The 20,652-nt window shown below is 35.6% G+C and carries 20 protein-coding genes and 1 pseudogene; 16 read left to right on the plus strand and 5 right to left on the minus strand.

What is annotated here, in order from left to right; translation table 11 throughout:
* The first annotated feature begins 47 nt into the window (after positions 1-47).
* From GHT08_RS17525 to GHT08_RS17560, 8 genes are all read left to right on the plus strand, one after another.
* Positions 48-1,661 (plus strand): AAA-type ATPase lid domain-containing protein, encoded by a 1,614-nt coding sequence (locus GHT08_RS17525; protein ID WP_163582720.1) that lies wholly within the window; start codon positions 48-50, stop codon positions 1,659-1,661.
* Positions 1,658-2,731: a butyrate kinase gene (gene buk / locus GHT08_RS17530; protein WP_163582721.1), complete on the plus strand. Its 1,074-nt coding sequence runs from the start codon at positions 1,658-1,660 to the stop codon at positions 2,729-2,731. Before GHT08_RS17525 ends, buk begins: the two co-directional genes overlap by 4 nt.
* A 16-nt stretch (positions 2,732-2,747) precedes the next feature.
* Entirely contained in the window at positions 2,748-4,172 is a 1,425-nt protein-coding gene (lpdA, locus tag GHT08_RS17535; protein WP_163582722.1) for a dihydrolipoyl dehydrogenase, read from the plus strand.
* Positions 4,165-5,166: a thiamine pyrophosphate-dependent dehydrogenase E1 component subunit alpha gene (locus GHT08_RS17540; RefSeq protein ID WP_163582723.1), complete on the plus strand. Its 1,002-nt coding sequence runs from the start codon at positions 4,165-4,167 to the stop codon at positions 5,164-5,166. Before lpdA ends, GHT08_RS17540 begins: the two co-directional genes overlap by 8 nt.
* Positions 5,166-6,149, plus strand: a complete 984-nt coding sequence (locus GHT08_RS17545) for an alpha-ketoacid dehydrogenase subunit beta (RefSeq protein ID WP_163582724.1) — start codon at positions 5,166-5,168, stop codon at positions 6,147-6,149. The genes GHT08_RS17540 and GHT08_RS17545 overlap by 1 nt, the downstream gene beginning before the upstream one ends.
* A 16-nt stretch (positions 6,150-6,165) precedes the next feature.
* Positions 6,166-7,428, plus strand: coding sequence for a dihydrolipoamide acetyltransferase family protein (locus GHT08_RS17550; protein ID WP_163582725.1), 1,263 nt, complete (start codon positions 6,166-6,168; stop codon positions 7,426-7,428).
* 222 nt (positions 7,429-7,650) lie between these two features.
* On the plus strand, positions 7,651-8,280 hold the full coding sequence (locus GHT08_RS17555) for a transporter (RefSeq protein ID WP_163582726.1): 630 nt from the start codon (positions 7,651-7,653) through the stop codon (positions 8,278-8,280).
* 2 nt (positions 8,281-8,282) lie between these two features.
* Positions 8,283-8,921 carry a trimeric intracellular cation channel family protein gene (locus GHT08_RS17560; protein WP_163582727.1) on the plus strand — a complete coding sequence of 213 codons (639 nt, stop codon included), beginning with the start codon at positions 8,283-8,285 and terminating at the stop codon, positions 8,919-8,921.
* On the opposite strand, the gene GHT08_RS17565 is transcribed toward GHT08_RS17560, so the two are convergent.
* Positions 8,918-9,601, minus strand: coding sequence for a TerC family protein (locus tag GHT08_RS17565; RefSeq protein WP_163582728.1), 684 nt, complete (start codon positions 9,599-9,601; stop codon positions 8,918-8,920). The two genes, GHT08_RS17560 and GHT08_RS17565, sit on opposite strands and share 4 nt — an antisense overlap.
* A gap of 187 nt (positions 9,602-9,788) precedes the next feature.
* Here GHT08_RS17565 and GHT08_RS17570 point away from each other — a divergent pair, with 187 nt between their 5' ends.
* Genes GHT08_RS17570 through GHT08_RS17580 form a run of 3 tightly spaced genes read left to right on the plus strand, consistent with a single transcriptional unit; the run spans position 9,789 to position 13,113 of the window.
* On the plus strand, positions 9,789-10,772 hold the full coding sequence (locus GHT08_RS17570) for a BMP family ABC transporter substrate-binding protein (RefSeq protein ID WP_163582729.1): 984 nt from the start codon (positions 9,789-9,791) through the stop codon (positions 10,770-10,772).
* 28 nt (positions 10,773-10,800) lie between these two features.
* The gene (locus GHT08_RS17575; RefSeq protein ID WP_163582730.1) at positions 10,801-12,621 is read left to right on the plus strand and encodes an ATP-binding protein; all 1,821 of its coding nucleotides are present in this window, start codon (positions 10,801-10,803) and stop codon (positions 12,619-12,621) included.
* Positions 12,622-12,681: 60 nt separating this feature from the next.
* Positions 12,682-13,113 (plus strand): BrxA/BrxB family bacilliredoxin, encoded by a 432-nt coding sequence (locus GHT08_RS17580; protein WP_163582731.1) that lies wholly within the window; start codon positions 12,682-12,684, stop codon positions 13,111-13,113.
* Between the two features lie 118 nt (positions 13,114-13,231).
* Here the strand turns inward: GHT08_RS17580 and prli42 are convergent, their stop codons facing one another.
* Complete coding sequence (prli42, locus tag GHT08_RS17585; RefSeq protein WP_018931637.1) at positions 13,232-13,336, minus strand: stressosome-associated protein Prli42; 105 nt, start codon at positions 13,334-13,336, stop codon at positions 13,232-13,234.
* 91 nt (positions 13,337-13,427) lie between these two features.
* On the opposite strand from prli42, the gene GHT08_RS17590 reads away from it, so the two are divergent.
* Both GHT08_RS17590 and GHT08_RS17595 read left to right on the plus strand, forming a co-directional pair.
* Positions 13,428-14,546, plus strand: coding sequence for a M20/M25/M40 family metallo-hydrolase (locus GHT08_RS17590; RefSeq protein ID WP_163582732.1), 1,119 nt, complete (start codon positions 13,428-13,430; stop codon positions 14,544-14,546).
* Positions 14,547-14,556: 10 nt separating this feature from the next.
* A pseudogene (locus GHT08_RS17595) lies at positions 14,557-15,648 on the plus strand (DNA polymerase IV); the annotation flags it as partial.
* A 219-nt stretch (positions 15,649-15,867) separates the two neighbouring features.
* Here the strand turns inward: GHT08_RS17595 and rnz are convergent.
* Positions 15,868-16,785: a ribonuclease Z gene (gene rnz, locus GHT08_RS17600; protein WP_163582734.1), complete on the minus strand. Its 918-nt coding sequence runs from the start codon at positions 16,783-16,785 to the stop codon at positions 15,868-15,870.
* A gap of 3 nt (positions 16,786-16,788) precedes the next feature.
* Entirely contained in the window at positions 16,789-17,532 is a 744-nt protein-coding gene (locus GHT08_RS17605) for a glycerophosphodiester phosphodiesterase (RefSeq protein ID WP_163582735.1), read from the minus strand.
* 176 nt (positions 17,533-17,708) lie between these two features.
* Between GHT08_RS17605 and GHT08_RS17610 the strand changes: the two genes are divergently transcribed.
* Both GHT08_RS17610 and GHT08_RS17615 read left to right on the plus strand, forming a co-directional pair.
* Positions 17,709-18,497, plus strand: a complete 789-nt coding sequence (locus GHT08_RS17610) for an SDR family NAD(P)-dependent oxidoreductase (protein ID WP_163582736.1) — start codon at positions 17,709-17,711, stop codon at positions 18,495-18,497.
* Positions 18,498-18,509: 12 nt separating this feature from the next.
* A complete protein-coding gene (locus GHT08_RS17615; protein ID WP_163582737.1) occupies positions 18,510-18,830 on the plus strand; it encodes an iron-sulfur cluster biosynthesis family protein in 321 nt (106 codons plus the stop codon).
* Between the two features lie 259 nt (positions 18,831-19,089).
* Here GHT08_RS17615 and GHT08_RS17620 read toward each other — a convergent pair whose 3' ends face one another.
* Complete coding sequence (locus GHT08_RS17620; RefSeq protein WP_163582738.1) at positions 19,090-20,004, minus strand: aldo/keto reductase; 915 nt, start codon at positions 20,002-20,004, stop codon at positions 19,090-19,092.
* 101 nt (positions 20,005-20,105) lie between these two features.
* On the opposite strand from GHT08_RS17620, the gene GHT08_RS17625 reads away from it, so the two are divergent.
* On the plus strand, positions 20,106-20,651 hold the full coding sequence (locus GHT08_RS17625; protein ID WP_163582739.1) for an NUDIX hydrolase: 546 nt from the start codon (positions 20,106-20,108) through the stop codon (positions 20,649-20,651).
* Position 20,652 lies beyond the last annotated feature (1 nt).

Here is a 20,652-nt window from a genome sequence, read left to right on the forward strand (position 1 = left end):
TCTTGCAAAAAATTGCAAGAAGTTTTATCATAAGAGTATGAAAAATAATGCAAGGTGTGATGAAAATAACTGCAAACATATTGGATAGATATGACCATTTATTTCATAACTTACCGGTTGGCTTATTATTGGTAGATAAAAACGATAAAATAAATTATCTAAACAAGATAGCTCTAGATATATTTGATTTGGATGGGGATATAAGTAATGTTTCTATTAATGGATTACTTGAAAATGCTTCTACAACTGACGTTAAACAAATGCATGATCCTATAGAAAAACGTGATATCACTAAAAGAAATAGAAAGCAAGTCGTAACGCGATATAACCCTTACTTAAGTGAGCAAGGAGAATTGCTTGGGATCATCATTCTGGTAGAGCCTTTATCTTTATTCCATGAGCGTGTCAGTCAATTAACGAATATCGATTTAGTTCAAGGAGTCTTGCAGGAATTACGCAATAGTCATGCAAAATTTCGTGTTGTACTTGTAGATCATAGTGAATGGTTAAGTAGTGAGGATTGGTGGGATGAATTACACGCAATCAGTAGACATGCTGACAAGTGGGTACATAAATTAGCCGAAATAGCAATGGAATCTAGACGAGAAATCAAGGAGACTTTTCAAGATAATAAGATTATGTCCAATCAAATTGAGATCATAAGTAAGCCAATTCAAAAATATGGGAAGTTAATTGGTTGTGTGCAGTTTTTAAATGCAGATAAGTTAAATAAAAGTGAACAAGAACTTCAATTCGCCAAAAAAATCATCAGAACATTAGAAAAGACTTACCAAATAGACGATATCATTGGGGAGTCGCCAGCAATCAATATTGCACGCGAACATGCTAAGTTATATGCAAAGATGGAAACCCCTCTACTCATTCGAGGGGAAATGGGAACTGGGAAATATATGCTGGCAAGAGTCATCCATACGCTAAGTGATAGGTATTCACATCCTTTTATAAGATGTAACTTTTCTGCATTAGCAAGTTCGAACAATATGAGCATGGAGTTGGCACATGTATTGCGATGCGGAAGAAACGGAACAGTATATTTTTATATGGACGAAATAATTGAAAAAGAAAAACAAGAACAATTACTGAACTTTGTAGACCATACAGAGGAATTGCGAGTGATTTTTGGAAGTTCACAGGCTCTACTGTCCGAACATTGGAAAGATTCTTTTTATAATATGATTCAACGTTACCAAATGACGTTACCAGCTTTAAGAGAAAGGCAAGAAGATATCTCATTGCTAGTAGGTACACTTTTAACTAAACTTAACCGACGGTATCATACAAATATATCAAAAATAGACAAGGAAGTTATTGAATATTGGAAAAAGTGTGAATGGCCTGGTAATATTGCTCAACTAGAAAGAACACTTGAAAATCTGGTACTAGAAGCTGATGCTTTTACCCATGTGATTACAAAAGAGCAGTTAGAAAAAGATGATTCAAAAGAAACCAGTCATTTACATGGGGCTAGCTCTCGTATGCCGTTACAGACTGCGATCGATCAGTTTGAAAAAGATTATATTATGTTAGCTTTACAACAACATGATTTTAATAAAACGAAAACAGCCAAATCCTTAGGTATTTCTGTTCGTAATTTATATTATAAGATGGATAAATATAAGATTGATCGAGGTGCTCCATGACAAAAAAGATTTATCGTATTTTAGTTATCAATCCATTGGTGGAAAGTACGAGAATAGCACTGTTTGAGAATGACGAGTGCTTATATGAACAGCTGGTCGTTTTAACAGATGTATGGGTAGCGCAAGATATAATCGCGCAACGAGCTGAAAGAAAGCGAAATATTATGGATAGTATCCAATCCATTGGTATTGATATTTCTACAATTGATGCTGTTTGTGGAAGGGGTGGGCTACTTCGCCCGATTGAAGGTGGTACCTATCAGGTAAATAAGCAAATGGTAACAGATTTAAATAATAGTATTAATGGCATCCACGTCTCTAATTTAGGTGCATTATTAGCTTTTGACATAGCAAGTGAATGGAATGTCAATGCTTATATTGTCGATCCTGTCGTAGTAGATGAGATGCTGGATATAGCAAAAAAAACAGGAATACCTTCGATTGAACGGAAAAGTATTTTTCATGCATTGAACCAGAAATCTGTAGGAAGATCGCTTGCTAGTCAACTTCATGCAACATATGAAGATCTTTGCTTAGTGATTGCCCATATGGGCGGTGGCATAACGGTTGGTGTCCATCAGTACGGGCAGGTAATTGATGTTAATAATGGTTTTGATGGAGACGGTCCATTTTCATTTGAGCGTGCAGGTTCGATTCCGAATAAAGATTTGATACAATTAAGTTTTGATTCAGGTATGTCGAAAGAAGCATTACAACATCAGTTAATTAACAAGAGTGGAATCAAAGCATATTTAGATATTGATAGGAGCGCTGATTTAAAAATATTATGGAGATCACAACCGGAGAAAGTGAAGGAAGTATTTGATATTTTAGCCTACCAGGTAGCAAAAGAGATAGGAAAGATGAGTACAGTTGTATCTGGCAATGTCAATGCAATTGCTCTAACAGGTGATCTGGCTGGATACGATTATCTGAATCAAAAAATTATCGAGCAAGTAAGTTGGATTGCTGACACCTATGTATTTCCTGGAGAGAATGTGATGTTGGCTCTTGCACGAGGTACGTTAAGAGTTTTACAAGGAATAGAGAAAGTAAAGCAATATAATTAAGGAAGGAATGGCTTACATGGCATTAAATTATGATCTTGTTATTCTTGGTGGGGGCACAGGCGGCTATGTTACGGCAATTCGGGCTGCTCAATTAGGTTTAACAACAGCAATTGTTGAAAAGCAAAAACTTGGTGGAACCTGTTTACACAAGGGATGTATTCCTACGAAAGCTTTACTGAAGAGTGCTTCCGTTTACCAACAAGTAATAAACGCAGCTGATTTTGGTGTGGAAACAACAGCACCAACATTTAACATGAACCAAGCAATGGCACGGAAGGAAAAGGTAATCAACTCTTTACATCAAGGTGTCGAACATTTAGTACGCACCAATAAAATTGATGTCTATGAGGGGGTTGGTCGTATATTAGGTCCATCTATCTTTTCGCCAATTGCTGGATCAATCTCAGTCGAATATGAAGACGAAAGAGAAAATGATATATTAGTATCTAAAAACGTAATTATTGCAACTGGGTCATCACCAAGTATACTGCCTGATATGGAAATCGATCATAGAGATATCGTTACTTCAGATGACTTAGTAGAAATGACTGAATTACCAAAATCGATCATCATTGTAGGTGGCGGAGTAATTGGGATGGAATGGGCTTCTTTCCTACATGATGTTGGGGTAGAAGTAACAATTGTGGAAGCACAAGACCAAATACTTTCAACATTTGATCATGATATAGTGAAACAATTGAAGCAAATATTAACAAAGAAAGGAATTACCATTCTTGAACAAGCCAAAATAGATCCTAGCTCTATTGAGAAAGGGACTGAAATACAAGTGAAATATCAACAACAGCATGAAATATATAATATTTCAGCTGAAAAGTTGCTGATTGCAGTAGGAAGACAAGCAAATACTAAAAAAATAGGAATAGAAAACACAGATATACAACTTGATCCAAAAGGGTTTGTTGTGGTGAATGAACATTTTCAAACAAAAGAGAGCCACATTTATGCAATTGGTGATGTGAATGGTGGACAACAACTTGCACATGTTGCGACTTATGAAGGAAAGAAAGCTGTAGAACATATCGCAGGAATTAGTAGCAGTTTCATAACGCAACAGGAAATTCCGTCTTGTATCTATGGAAATCCAGAAATAGCAATGGTTGGTTATACAGAACAAGAAGTAAAACAAAAAGAATATGACTATCGAGTGGAGAAAGTATCACTTCAGGCGATTGGAAAAGCGCATGTAAATGGTCATACAGAGGGTTTTACCAAAATAATTATAGATAAACAAACAAATGATATTTTAGGAATTCATATGATAGGTGACCAAGTAACAGAATTAATTGGACAAGCAAGTACTGCGAAATATTTCGATGGTTCGGCTTTAGAATTATCAGAAGTAGTCTATCCGCATCCATCTTTAAGTGAAATTATTGGTGAGGCTGCATTAGCAGTCGAGGGGAGGAAAATTCATGGTTAATCAAACTTATTCATTAGAAAACGATAAAGATACGTTACTGGCAATGTATCGAGAGATGTTATTAGCAAGAAGAATTGACGAAAGAATGTGGTTATTAAATCGTTCGGGAAGTATTCCATTTGTTGTGTCCTGTCAAGGACAAGAAGTAATGCAGATAGCAGCTTCATTTGCCTTGAACAAAGAGCGAGACTACGTATTGCCATACTATCGGGATCTAGGTGTTGTCATCCATTTCGGTATGACTACAAGAGAAATATTTTTACAGGCGTATGGGAAAGCAGAAGATCCTAATTCAGGCGGTCGCCAAATGCCAAGTCACTTTGGTCAGAAGAAGAATCGTATTGTTACAGGATCTTCCCCTGTAACGACTCAAGTACCACATGCAACAGGAATAGCTTTAGCTGCCCAAATGGAAAAAAACCCTTTAGTAACCTTTGTTACATTAGGGGAAGGATCAACCAATCAAGGCGATTTTCATGAAGGCCTTAACTTTGCTGGGGTTCATCAATTACCAGTTATCTTTATGGTGGAAAATAACAAATATGCCATTAGTGTACCATTAAATAAACAAGTTGCCTGTGAAAACATTGCTGATCGAGCAATTGGCTATGGTATGAAAGGTATAAAAGTTGATGGAAATGATGCTTTCGCTGTCTATCATGCAGTAAAAGAAGCGCATAACCGAGCCCTGAATGGAGAAGGACCAACATTGCTTGAGGCTGTGTCCTATCGACTAACACCACATTCTAGTGACGATGATGATATGACATACAGAACAAAAGATGAAGTGTCAGAAGAAAAATCGAAGGATGGTATAGAAACATTCCGTCAATATCTAATGGAGAAAAGTTATTTGACAGATAAAATGAATGATGACATTGAAGAGGCAATAAAAAAAGAAATCAATGAGGCAACAGAATATGCTGAAAATGCACCATATGCAGATGTTTCCACCATTGAAAAATATGTTTATAGCGATAAGGAGGCTCAATGATGGCTGTTTCAACATATATCCAAGCAGTAAATCAAGCGCTACATGAAGAAATGGAGCAGAATGATAAAGTCTTTGTTCTTGGTGAAGACATCGGAAAGCGTGGCGGAGTTTTTCTAGCTACATCCGGTCTTTATGAACAATTCGGAGAAGAACGAGTTATCGATACTCCTTTAGCAGAGTCAGCAATTGCTGGTGTTGGAATAGGGGCAGCCATGTATGGTATGCGACCGGTAGCAGAAATGCAGTTTGCTGATTTTATCATGCCTGCTGTAAATCAAATCATTTCAGAAGCTGCGCGGATTAGGTATCGATCTAATAATGATTGGAATTGTCCTATTACTATACGAGCTCCTTATGGTGCAGGAGTGCACGGGGGATTGTATCACTCGCAATCAGTTGAGGCTATTTTTGCGAATCAACCAGGCTTAAAAATTGTGATGCCATCAAGTCCTTATGATGCGAAAGGATTATTGAAAGCAGCTATTCGAGATGATGATCCTGTGTTATTTTTTGAACATAAACGTGCTTATCGTTTACTAAAAGAAGAAGTTCCTGAAACAGACTACACGCTACCAATCGGAAAAGCAGCTACTAAACGCGAAGGTTCCGATGTTACAGTCATTACTTATGGACTTTGCGTTCATTTTGCAAAACAAGCTGCCGAAAAATTAGAACTTGAAGGCATTAGTACAGAAATATTAGATTTAAGAACCGTATATCCTCTCGATCAAGAGTCTATTATCAAAGCAGCAACTAAAACTGGAAAAGTTCTTCTGGTTACTGAGGATAATAAAGAAGGTAGCATTATTGGTGAAGTTTCTGCAATTATTAGCGAACATTGTTTGTTTGATTTAGACGCACCAATCAAGCGATTAGCTGGCCCGAATGTACCAGCTACATCTTTTGCACCACCATTAGAAAAAGAATTTTTAGTGAACACTGACAAAATTGAACAAGCTATTCGTGAATTAGCAGAATTTTAAGAAGGAGTGAGAAATTTTGATAGTCGAACGTGTTAACATGCCTCAGCTTGGCGAGAGCGTAACAGAAGGAACAGTCAGTAACTGGCTTGTCCAGCCAGGGGATTTTGTCGAGAAATATGATGCAATTGCAGAGGTAATGACAGATAAAGTGAATGCAGAAGTCCCTTCATCTTATACTGGTGTTATTAAAGAATTGATTGCTGAAGAAGGAGAAACAATTGAAGTCGGTCAATTGATGTGCTACATCGAGGCAGAAGGTGAAGAGAACGAGCAGGCATCCTCACCTCCTGCATCAGAATCAAATGATGAACCGTCGGTAGAGCAAAATATGAAAACCCGTTATTCTCCAGTAGTAATGCGGTTAGCAGGAGAACATCAAATAGATTTAAGCACGGTAACTGGTTCAGGTAAAGGCGGTCGTATAACAAGAAAAGACATCGAAGAATTGATTGCTAATGGGCAAACAGAAACCTTAGAAAAAACAGAACCATTGTCGGCGCAAGAGACTCCAGAGAAACAGGAAGAAATGGAGGAATTTACGCCACCTATCATACGACGTAAACCTGTCCAAGCGAAACCTGGTGATCGTGAAATACCGGTGACAGGTCTAAGAAGAACGATTGCTCAAAATATGGTACGGTCGAAAACCGAAATACCACATGCTTGGATGATGATTGAAGTGGATGTTAGCAATCTGGTCGCATACCGAAATGCTGAGAAAGATAAATTTAAGGAAAATGAAGGATATAACTTATCTTATTTTGCCTTTTTCTTAAATGCTGTGGCAAAAGCTTTGAAGAAATTCCCTGAATTAAATAGTTGCTGGGCAGGAGACAAAATCATTCAGCGTAATGAAATTAATTTATCAATTGCAGTAGCTCATGGACATGAATTATATGTCCCTGTAATTAAAAACGTAGATGAAAAAAGTATTAAAGGTATTGCCAAAGAAATTGCTCAGCTCTCTAATAAAGCAAGAACAGGAACGTTAACGAAAGACGATATGGAAGATGGGACATTCACGGTGAACAATACCGGGTCTTTCGGTTCTGTGGAATCTATGGGAGTTATCAACTATCCACAGTCAGCAATTCTACAAGTAGAATCCATAGTAAAACGACCGGTTATAATCGATGATATGTTTGCGGCTCGTGATATGGTAAACCTTTGTTTATCATTAGATCATCGTGTGTTAGATGGTGTAATCTGTGGAGCTTTTATGTCACACGTTAAAGCAATTTTAGAGAATATATCAAGTGAGACAACACCAATTTATTGAAAATGGTAAAAAACAGTTTCATTTTTAGTCTGAAAACAGTATACTAAATAAAGCAAGGGAAACCTGTGATCGTTGTCGAGGTTTCCCTTTAGTTTGTTTGACGAAAAATATCTAAAATAATTCTGACAGAGAAAAACGGTTGTGCCAGTGATTAACAGTCCACTTGTCTAGTAATACTAGAACATTGGGCCAACTTTTTCTTTTAGAATAATGGTGATAATAATGCAGCAAAAAGCTAGAATGATATATGACATGGCCATGATTCTGTTAGTAATGGTCACTATATTGACACTTTGGGTTGAACATACGGTAAATTCTACCATTAATTTGATTGTGTGGATCGTATTTTTAATTGATTATATCATTCGAATCATATTAGCAGATAATAAATGGCAATTCATTAAAAAAAATCCTTTTCTATTACTTGCTGTAATTCCATTTGATCAATTCTTTCAAGTAGCAAGAATTGTCCGATTGTTCTATCTGTTTCGAATCAAAACGATCACGAAATATTATGTTACACCTTATATAAAACAATTAACCTATACTAAAAAGATGCTACTGTTGTTGTCACTACCGGCATTGTTACTTATTGAAACGATTATGATCTGGAAAATGGAGAACAAATTAGAATTTTGGCATGATGCATTTTTTGTCGTATTCCAGCATTTGTTTATATTTGCGAATAGTTTAGAAAGTATTAACCATTTTCCTAGTATTTTGCTATTAACGATAACCTCGATATTCGGTGTTATTATTCAAGGATTAGTGTTACAATGGTTATTTGATAAGCTAGAAGATATTTGGTATAAAAGGAAACATATATTTTCATCTACGAAAAGTGGGGGATAGCCATGTTTTTAATTGAAGCATTTGTTTATATTGGAACAATAGCATTTGCTATTTCTGGTTCTTTAATTGCAATCAAAAAAAATTTAGATATATTTGGTGTCATTTTATTAGGGCTAACTACAGCATTAGCTGGTGGTGTGATTAGGGACTTGATGATCGGTAATATACCACCAACTAATCTAGCAGATCCGCAATACTTTTTAGTTAGTTTACTAGCAAGCTTGGCAACCATATTATTTTATGACAAAATTGACAAATTTGAACATGGGATCACGTTCTCGGATGCGATTGGATTAGGCGTTTTTACCGCTGTCGGTGCCAATGCGGCCATTAGTCTCGATTATTTTCAGCCATTCCTTATTGTAGCAATGGGATTAGTAACAGGAATTGGCGGTGGTGTCTTGCGAGATGTATTCGTTCGAGAAATTCCATTCGTATTTCGCAAAGAAATATACGGGATTGCTTCGATTGCAGGTTCTATTGCATTAATCAGCACATATGAATTGCTGTCACCAACGATTAGCTTATATATTTGTCTAACGGTGACCTTAACAATTCGTATGCTAGCGGTCAAGTGTAAATGGAATGTTCCAGTTGTTCATAAAAAAGCACCAGTTAAGAAAGGAACAGTCAATTATTAAAAATGTTGCTCAGTTTGTTTATTGGTAATATAGCCGGAAATGATTACGCCGATTGTGACGATAACACTTAATAATACAGTAATCAGTCCAGATTCCAATTGAAAAAACTGATAAACAAATGGCTCATGTACTAGCATATCAACACCAGTGTAAACTAATATAGCTGATCCGATATACATGAGATATGGGTAACGCTTTAGAAGATGAACAATAAATTTAGCTCCAAATATCATTAACGGAATACTCACGATAACACCTAATGCCAGTAATGTAACACTACCCTTGGAAGCACCTGCAATTGCTACAACATTATCTAAACTCATGATGACATCCGCAAGAATAATGGTCATTACTGCTTTGTATAAAGAATGATGTGACGTGATTTCTTGTGTTTCCTCCTCTTTTATTAAAATCTTGTAACCGATCCAAATTAATAAAATACCGCCTATAAGGTAAATTAACGGGAATTTCAGTAGGTAAATAATTCCAGTTGCAAAAATAATTCTAAGGATAATAGCTCCAGCAACCCCAATTAAAATAGCTTTGTTTTGATGTTTTTTATGGAGATTTTTTGTTGCCATCGCAATAACTAAAGCATTATCCCCAGATAATACTATATCAATTGAGATTATTTGTAATAAACTGATCCAATCGATTCCTGCAAATAATGATATATTCAATGCATTACTCTCCTCCCTTATAGCTACTAAATCCTGTATCGTTTAACTATATGCTCGTCTACTTTGTCGATATGACTATTATTTACGGAAGAAAAATGTCGAAAATAAATGAAAATTGTAAAAGTGTGTTCAAATCTTGTCTTTTTATGTATAATAGACTTGTTACTATGAATAAGGATGAGGGCATATGGAAGCAAAAAAACAGGTAAAATACATATTAGCAATTACATTGATTGTGGTATCGATCTTTGTTATTTTTTTAGTGTTCAAATCTAATCAGATAATGAATAATATGAATGCTTCTGAAACAGCTCCTACTAAAGTATTAATCTTAACGACTGACCGATTAAATGATCAAAGCTGGGGAAGTTTAGCTTATAAAGGAAAAATCCTTATAGAAGAAGAGTATAATGTAACTGCTGAAGTACTTGGAGAAGTCAATGCAGTAAGAGATACCTCTTCCCTTGTAGAACGGTATGTTGACGAAGGTTATGAATTAGTTATCGGTCATGGAAGAGAGTTTTCTGAACCATTTTACCGAATAATTAATCAATATAAGAATGTTCAATTTGTGACATTACATGGTGATAATATAGCGAAAAACCTGGCTGTTTACACTTTTAATCAAAATGAAATAGAAGTTATTGCAGGTATGGCTGCTGGATTAAAAACAAAGTCGAATAAAGTTGGTTTAGTAGATGCTGTTGAAAACAGTCATAAGGACTGGGGATTTCCAAAAGGAATCGAATTAATTGATGATTCAATAGAGTTGTTGTACAAAGTAGTCCCTGAAAGAACAAGTAAATCAGAAGCAAAATTAGTTGCCGCTGAATTAATTGATCAAGGTGTAGATGTCATCTATACGAAAGGGAACAGCTACAATCAAGAAGTTATTAATTATGCAAAAGAGCAAGGTATATATACAATAGGTTACTTAGAAGATCAATCTTATATGGCTGAAAATAAGGTGCTTACTAGTGTTCTAAATAACGTGCCTATGGCTTATAATGCCATTTTGGAAGATTTTCTAAGTGAAGAAGGAATTAAGTTTGAAAAGAAATACTTGGATGATAATGATGGAGTTTACGGTATTGCACCTTTTGGTCCGATGTTTTCAGAAGATGAAATTGAATTAATCGAAGAAACAACAGACTATAAAATACCACGATAATTTTAGCTAATGATAGGAGAAATGCCAAATGATTTCCTCTTTTCGAAAATTTTCATTACGCAATAAATTACTATGCATTCTCCTTACTGTAATGGTTATTTTTAGTGGCTTTTCACTTTTATTAATTCAATCCATTGAAGAAGTAAGTGATGTAACGAACTCTATCAAAGATGAAAACCTACCTGAAATCGTATGGTTAAATCAGTGGGAAAAGGAATTAGAAATAAAAAAACAGATAGTTCTCAGTCATTCTCATACTGATTTTGAAGATGATTTCCAACAGGCATTTGAAGAGAATGAGATTGCCACCAGTAGTATGGAATTAGAGGATGAAATTCCAATACCAGAAAGTATTGAAGGCATCCATAAGCAACTTATGTTATTAGATTTCACTGTGACCAACAAAGTATTTGGTTTGCTTGAATATGGCGAAGCAGAGGCAGCTAAAAATGTGATTGAATCAGAATACTTACCTGTTCTAGAATCACTTAAAGAAACAATCATTACGCAGAGGGATAATGAGTACAGTTCTTTACAACAAAATACTAATACATACCCCGAGATTATTGAAAAGTCCTTATATTTTTTACTTATCATTACGATATTCGGTGTTTTAATTTCTTTATATTTTTCATTTAAAATGAGTAAGAGTATTACAAAACCTATTGAATCGATGGTTTCGAAGGTAAACAAAATTGCAAATGGTAATTATGGGGAAACCGTATCTAGTACAACCCAGTTGGAATTGCAAAGTTTAGCTAAATCGATTAACCAAATGTCCGTCAGCTTGCAACAGTCGTTCCAGCAAATCATTTCTGATAAAATGAAGCATGAACAAATTTTAAACTCGTTGCCTGTAGGTATCATTACGTATGATAATAATGCCAATGAATATTTGGCAAATTCATATGTACGTGATTTATTTGAATTGAGCAATGAAATCATTACGGATAAAGATATTATTGAAAAGCAAAATAAATATCCTATACTTAAAATGCTTGTTTCTAATGAGTCTTTCCAAAATAAAAAGCTTCATATTACTATTCGCAATAAAGAGTATGTCTTATTAGTTTCGCAGAGTAAATTGAAAGATCATCATCAAATGACAACAGGAAAAATCCTTTTCTTTATTGATGTTACGGAATCTACGAAACTGGAAAATCGTATCATTCAGTCAGAAAAACTTGCTTTAGTTGGGGAGATGGCGGCTAGTTCAGCTCACGAGATAAGAAATCCTTTAACAGTTATCCATGGCTTCTTAACACTTATGAAGGAGTCGATGTCAGATGAGGAAATGAAAAAGTACAACTTTCATTTAATAATGAAAGAGATTCACAGACTTTATTCTATTGTGGAACAGATGTTATTAATGTCAAACCATAAAAAGCCAGAAAAAGATATGGTATTATTGAAAGACATGCTAGATGACTTACTCCCGCTGATGTATAATTCATTGGAAGCAAAAAATATTAAAGTTGAGACAGATATAACTGACGAATACATACTTGCCGATCAAAAGCAGTTAAAGCAAGTATTCTTAAATCTCTTGCGAAATAGTAAGGATGCAATAGGGGATAGCGGTTCAATAAAGATAGAAAGTAAAGTGGAAAATAACCAATACCATATATATGTAAGTGATACCGGATCAGGTATTCCAGATTCTGTTAAAGATGTCTTGTTTGAACCTTTCTCTACATCTAAATCTAACGGAACTGGACTAGGATTAAATGTTGTTTGTAGAATTATTAAAAATCATCAAGGTGACATTTCTGTTGTTTCTAGCGATTCTTCAGGAACGACATTTAAAATAACACTGCCTATTATTAAGACTAAAAGGTCAGTTAATTGAAAAAGTTGATGTCAATTGTTACTATTTAAGAAAGTACTTTATTTAGAGAGGGCGAGCAAAATGGAATTTAACTTATTTATGGGAGATATAGTGGAATCAGCAAGAAACGAAATCACACAAGCAGGATTTGAAGAACTTAGAACGCCTGAAGATGTGAAAGAAGCTTTATCTAAAAGTGGTACCACATTAGTAATGGTAAATTCAACATGCGGATGTGCAGGCGGCGTAGCAAGACCTGCTGCAGCTAGTGCTATTCATTATGATAAAAGACCAGAACAGCTAGTGACAGTTTTTGCTGGACAGGATCGAGAAGCAACAGAAGTTGCACGTCAATATTTTGAAGGTTATGAACCATCGTCACCATCATTTGCTTTGTTAAAGGATGGGCAAATTCTGAAAATGGTGGAAAGACATGAAATAGAAGGACATAGCCCAGTAGAAGTAGTGAATAAACTGCAAGGACTGTTTGAGCAATATTGTGAGGAAGTGTAATCGGCGAGATTTCATACCATAGCGTGAGAAGTTTTAAACCCGTTTCAATCACGAATGAAACGGGTTTAAATTTGTTATTATCTAATCGTTATCATTTGAAAATACTGAACAGTCAAAGTTAGTTAACAAACATTGCTAAACCTGCTGTTAAAGTTGATAATACCATTGCTACAATCATAATATATATAACCAGTTTCATTCGTTTTTCACGCTTAGATGCCATATTAAATCCTCCTTTATGAGCAATACTAAACTATATTTTACAACTAATTAAAAGAATGGACAAGTACATATCAAGAAAAGGGGTATAAACTTTGATCAATCAAGAACGTATTGTTAACCAATTTATCGAGTTAGTAAAAATGGATTCAGAAACGGGAAAAGAAAGAAAAATAGCTGATTATCTAATCAATCATTTTCAGCAATTAGCTTTAGAAGTAAAAGAAGATCAAACCAATCAAATAACAGGACATGAAGCAGGGAATATCATTGCATGCCTAGAAGGCACAAATAAAAACATGCCGGGGATTTATTTTACCGCACATATGGATACTGTAGCTCCTGGCGAAGGGATTCAGCCAGAAATACGTGATGGTATCATCTATTCAGATGGAATGACGATTTTAGGTGCGGATGATAAAGCTGGAATATCAGCTATTTTAGAGCTTATTCATATTATGAAAGAAAACCCGATAGAACATGGTGATATTTATTTTGTGATTATGAGTGGGGAAGAATCTGGACTTGTAGGATCCCGACAATTTGACGTTAAGCACTTACCGGTGGAGTACGGTTATGCGCTGGATAGTGATGGGGAGGTTGGCACCATTATTACAGCTGCACCAGCACAAGCAAAATTATATGCCACGATAAACGGAAAGGCTGCTCATGCTGGGGTGAGTCCGGAAAAAGGAATTTCTGCGATAAGTATGACTGCTAAAGCAATTACGAAGATGCCATTAGGTCGAATCGATGAAGAAACTACTGCCAATATAGGAAGTTTTGAAGGGAAAGGACCGACAAATGTAGTATGTGAGCAAGTATTATTAGTTGCAGAAGCAAGGTCTTTATCAAAAGATAAATTAGATAGACAGGTGAACGTAATGTGTCATGCGTTGGAAGAAACAGCTTCACAAATGGGTGGAACGGTTGATATAGAAGTTAAAGCCATGTACCCAAATTATCAATTTACAGAAAAGGATCAAGTCGTACAAGTGGCTCAGGCTGCTGTAAAAGCTGTAGGCAAGACCCCTGCATTAAAAGTAAGTGGTGGTGGAAGTGATGCAAATCATCTATCTGGAAAGGGAATTCCAACAGTTAACTTAGCAGTAGGTTACGAAAATATTCATACGAAAGATGAAAGGATTAGTATTGCAGATTTAACAGAGGTACCTGTTTTATTATATGAAATTGTTAAAAAATCAACTGAATGAGCGTGATGATATGAAATCATGGTATCCGAAAAACGGACGTGTCATATTACATGTTGATATGAATAGCTTTTATGCATCGGTAGAAATAGCAGATAATCCACAGTTAAAAGGCAAGCCGCTTGCTATTGCAGGTAATCCTGATGAACGTAAAGGAATCGTTGTTACAAGTAGTTATGAAGCACGAAGTAAAGGTGTAAAAACTACGATGTCTCTTTGGGAAGCAAAAAAACATTGTCCTCAATTGATTGTAAAAAGACCAAATTTTGATCGCTATCGAGAAGTTTCCAATCAAATTTTTCGTATTTTGGAAGATTATACACCATATGTGGAGCCTGTCTCGATTGATGAGGCGTTTCTGGATATTACAGATAGCTATGATCTAGGTAATCCGCTTGATATTGCCGATGCTATTCAACAACATCTCGGAAATGATTTACACTTACCTTGTAGTATCGGGATAGCACCTAATAAATTCCTGGCGAAAATGGCTTCAGATATGAAAAAGCCAAACGGTATTACGATATTAAGAAAAAGAGATGTCTCCGCTAAATTATGGCCGTTGCCAATTGAAGAAATGTATGGAATTGGAAATAAAACTGCCGAAAAATTAAAGAAATATCAGATCGAAACAATTGAAGATTTAGTGGAAACAGATACAGTGCTATTAAAAGGGTTACTAGGTGTGAATGGGGAGAGGTTAAAAACAAGGGCGTTGGGAGAAGACCCACGTCCAGTTGATCCAGAAAGTGCGAGCAGTTTTAAAAGTATCGGAAGCTCTCAGACTTTCCCTGTTGATGTATCTGATTATGAGCAACTACTTGGACAATTACGAGTTCTTTCAGAAAGCGTTGAAAAGCGTCTGCGTCGAAAATCAGCTGTAGGTGATACCATTCAGTTAACCATCCGTTACAGCGATAGAAAGACAATCACGAGAAGAATGAGATTGAATCAGTACGTTGAAAAGGCTTCTGACATATTATTTTACAGCGAACAGTTATTGGAAGAGCATTGGAATGCTGATCCCGTTAGGTTACTAGGTATTACTGTACAAAATGCGGTAAAAAAAGAGGATATTACTTACCAGTTAGATCTGTTTCATTATTTAGATGAGCCCCATTAGGATTTGACTATGACTAATTGAGTGATCAGGAGAGTTAATACTTTAATAAGTTTCGGGGACATAATTAAATATAGAACGAGAATCCGAACTATCTGAATCGCCCACAGAAAGCGAAGTATTTTGCCGTAGCGGTATGCGTACTCAGACATTAATGTTCGGATTTTTGGTATCTAATTCCTCTGTTGTCCTTGACTCATAGTCTCACTTTATGGAAGTTGAATAAAAATCATGTGCGATAACCGTTTGTTCAAAATATTGCTTAGCCTCTCGTAATAATTGATTTACTTCATCCAATTGAAACCTCGATGATATATGTGTAAGAATCAATTTTTTTACATTTGCTTTTTGTGCGATTTTTGCAGCTTGTGCTGTAGTAGAGTGAAAGTAATTATATGCCAGTTGTACCTGTTCCTGGTTAAAAGTAGCTTCGTGAATTAATAGCTCCACATTTTGGACAAAAGAAACATATTCTTCTTTAGTTCTGGTATCACCTAAAATGGCAACGCTTTTGCCTTTCTTCGGCTCTCCGATATAGTCTTTGGAGTGGACTGTGTTACCATTGGGTAGTTGGACTGTTTCTTTTGTTTTAAATTGACGATAGATCGGACCAGGTGTAATACCATCTTCTTTTAATTTATCTACTAATAATGGACCCTGACTGTCTTTTTCATCAATGCGGAATCCAAAGCTGTCAATCGCATGGTCTAATTTTTTCACAGAGACAGAAAATTGATCATCCTCAAAAATAATCCCCTCTTTCAGTTCTTCTATCATAATAGGATAGGATAGTTTGGATTGACTAACCGTTAATGCAGTTTCTATAAATTGTTTAATTCCTGTAGGACCGTAAATAGTTACTGGTTCTTCTCCACCTTGAAAAGATCGACTGCTTAACAAGCCAGGTAGCCCGAAAATATGATCTCCATGTAAATGGGTGATGAATATTTTCTCTATCTTCCTTGGCTTGATTGAAGTATGTAATATTTGGTGTTGAGTTGCTTCGCCGCAATCAAACATCCAAAGACCATTACGCTCTTGTAACAAATCTAGTACGATGGATGTAACATTACGATCTTTACTAGGTAATCCAGCCCCTGTTCCTAAAAAGTGTATGTGCATCGATTAATTCCTTTCTGTAAATCTTCTTTTTTTGATGTCGATCGCTAATTTAGGTACATCTGTAAAAAGGGCATGACACCCTAACCGAATCGCTTTCTTAATAGCAATTGATGAATTCACTGTATATACCGCGACATATAATTGGTTATCATTTGCCAGCATAACTAACCTGTTCGATAGTAGACGATAACTGATATGGATACCCTTTGCTTTAATTTTTTTACTGTATGGCACCAAAGCTTTATTATGTCTACCTGATAATAAAGCATAATCGATATCAACTTTTCTATCATAAATTTTTGTAATACTATCATGGTTAAAACTCGAAATAACAGTATGCTTTGTCATTTTGTATTTAGCTAATTTCTGGCAGACTATGTCTTCTAACCCTTGATAGAAAACAATATTATTTTTAAGTTCTATGTTTAATTTTAATTGTTTATCCTGGTTCCATGCAAGTAGGTCATCTAAGGTTGGTATTGTTGTGTCTTTATAATGGTAAGATTTCCAACTTCCAGCATCTAATTGTTTCAGCTCATCATAAGTAAAATCTTTCACAAAACCTTTCCCGTTAGTAGTCCTGTTTAGTTGTTCATCATGAATTAAAACAGGGATGTTGTCTTTCGTTAATTGTACATCTGTTTCAATACCATCTGCACCGTGTTTATATGCTAATTCAAAAGCTGGCATTGTATTTTCTGGTGCATATTTGCTAGCGCCGCGATGTGCATAAATAATGGTAGACATCATTTCACCTCTAAATAAAAGTTTAACTTCTTCATGATTGTCTTTAATTTATTAGGAAAAGTCAATGATCTAGCTAAAAAATTCGCTATTTCTAACAGAAAATTTACATACACTTCAAAATCAATTGGTTCTGTCCGTGTTATAGAATATGATATGATAAGGGTGGAGTTGATAGAATGAATCAGTTAAAAGAAAAACATGTATTGATTACTGGCGCTTCTAGCGGTATTGGTGAAGCTTTAGCCTTTGCTTTAGCGGAACAAAGAGCTATTCCTGTCTTAGTTGCCAGAACAGAAAATAAATTAATCGAGATTGCAAGAAGAATAGAAAAAATATATGGAATCAAGTCGATTACTTATCCAGTTGATATTACCGATCGTAAAGAGTGGCAGAAGGGAATGGATCAAATTCTCAAGGAATGTGGTAAAATAGACATCCTCATCAATAACGCAGGTGTAGGTTATTTTGAGTCATTTGATCAATTAAATTGGAAACAGATTGATAATATGATTCGGCTTAATTTGGATTCTCTGTTTTTCACGACTTACTATATGCTTCCAACACTTATGAATCAACCAGTCGCACATATAGTGAACATCGGTTCTCAAGCAGGAAAAATAGCTACACCTAAATCTGCTGTATATAGTGCTACAAAAGCAAGTGTTATCAGTTTCTCTAATGCTTTACGTATGGAACTGGAAGGAAAGATACCTGTTACATCGGTAAATATTGGACCAGTAAAAACTGCTTTTTTTGAAACTGCAGATCCAAACGGGGATTATCAAAAAAGTGTCGCAAAGCATATGTTGGATCCAAATGATGTAGCGAACCACATAACCAAATGCCTTTTTAAGAATAAAAGGGAAATAAATTTACCATTTTGGATGCATGCGGGAAGTAAGCTATATCAAAACTTTCCACGAATAATGGAAACCATTTTAAAACCCGCTTTTAAGAAGAAGTAATGGAGGGATATTATGCAATTGATAATTACAGAAAATGCACTAGGTAAAATAAATTCATTAGCAAATTCGAAAAATACTATCTTAGCTTTAACATATGACACAGAGGGCTGCGGGTGTGGTGTTAACGGCATGCCTACTATTTCACTCATTCCTAGACGAGAAGCGAATCACATAGAGGTGGAATGTGATCAATTTGATGTAGTTGTCCATAACCAAGAAGCTACATTTTTTAGTGAAAAAATGAAATTAGATTATAATGGTGCAACGTTCAGATTAACAAGTCCGAATGAAATGTTAAATCCGTTTATCCACATACATTCAGTAATAGCCTAACTATAAAAGAGATGTATAAAATCGCTGTTATTATCGAATTGTTGGTGGCATTACAGCATAAATAGTTGGGATTCGTTTGGCCTGAAGATCCACTTTTTCGAGCGTTTTTTGCTCGAAAAAGTTAACTGAAGGGCAAACCCCACGAAAGGAAAGGGAGCAGTTAGTGGTGGTCAAGCTGTTCAAATATTCATCATTACTACCAAAGTAATCCACGTCTACTTAGCATTTAATGATGAAGTGGCGGGGTTTGCCGGTTTTTTTATCTGTGTTGTTGATAGGTATTTGCTTTGGTTATTTCTTTAACTTTTGCAAATTGTTCAGGGTTAAAATGTTGATTTAATGCTTCGGCATTCTCTTTTAATTGTGCAATCGAGCTCGCACCAGCTACGACTGAAGCAACAGATTGTTCTTGTAATACGTATTGCAATGCCAAGCCGTTCAATGTCTGGTTATCCTGCAACACCCCTCGTAACTGCTCAACCGTATGTTTTAAGGTACTTGCATCATAATCTATATATCCGTTCTTACCTTTTGCTGAAACAACTTCTGGACCTTTAGCACTTAACATGCCTTTAGCTAGTGATCCTCTTGTTACTACACTAATTTGATTTTCAGCTAACTGTGTCATCACTTCTTCTTCCGGACGACGATCGAGCATGCTGTATTGCATCATCACACTAGTGATATTAGACTTTGAAATATATTCACGAATGACATTTGGCCTGATCGAAGAAATACCATAATAGCGTATGAAACCTTCCTTCACCAATTCCTCAAAAGCTTCAATTGTTTCATCTATCGGATCCTCAATCGTACCGCCATGTAACTGATATAAGTCAATGTAATCCGTTTGTAGTCTTCTTAAGCTTTCTTTAACTTGTTCTTTAATATAAGCTTTTCGAGGATCCCAAAACCAACTGCCATCGTTTTTTAAATGATTCCCTACTTTTGTAGCTAATACAATTTGATCTCGTTTATTTTTAATCGATTGACCGACGATTTCTTCATTTACACCTTGATCATATAAATCAGCTGTATCTAAATAATTAATACCAACTTCCAATGCTTCATCAATAATTTCACTGGCTTTGGTTGGGGAGGTGCCTAGAGACATACAACCAAGTGCAATTTGAGAAACCTCAAGTTCGGACATTCCGAGTTTTGTTTTTTTCATATTGTTCATCCTTTCTACATCATCCATATAAATTCATTGTACAAATCGTAACAAAGAAATACAATGAAAGAGACTGTAGGAAAGAGAAAGGATGAAATGTTATGACTAATTTTAATGAGAAAACCATTCATACAACAGCTATTTTTGAAGGAAAGGTGATTAATGTGCAAGTAGATGACGTCACCTTACCAAATGGGAAAACATCAAAAAGAGAAATTGTAAAGCATCCAGGGGCTGTTGCGATAATTCCAGTAACGGAGGATAATAAAATTATTTTTGTCAAACAATATCGTAAGCCACTAGAAAAAACATTAGTGGAGATTCCAGCGGGAAAACTGGAACAAGATGAGGCACCTGAAGTAACGGCATTAAGAGAATTAGAAGAAGAAACAGGTTATACGACAGATCAATTAACATATGTGACTTCCTTTTACACCTCTCCCGGCTTTGCGGATGAAATAATGTACCTATATAAAACAAGTTCATTGACAAAGGTAGAGCAGCCAAAAGCAATGGACGAAGATGAATTTGTCGAATTAATCGAACTATCATTGGAAGAGGCAGAAAGGTTAGTTACAGAACAAAAAATACATGATGCAAAAACAGCTTATTCGATTCTTTATTTACAACACAAGGGTTTGAAGTAAA

Source organism: Gracilibacillus saliphilus (assembly GCF_010994085.1).
GTDB classification, from domain to species: Bacteria; Bacillota; Bacilli; order Bacillales; family Amphibacillaceae; genus Gracilibacillus; species Gracilibacillus lacisalsi.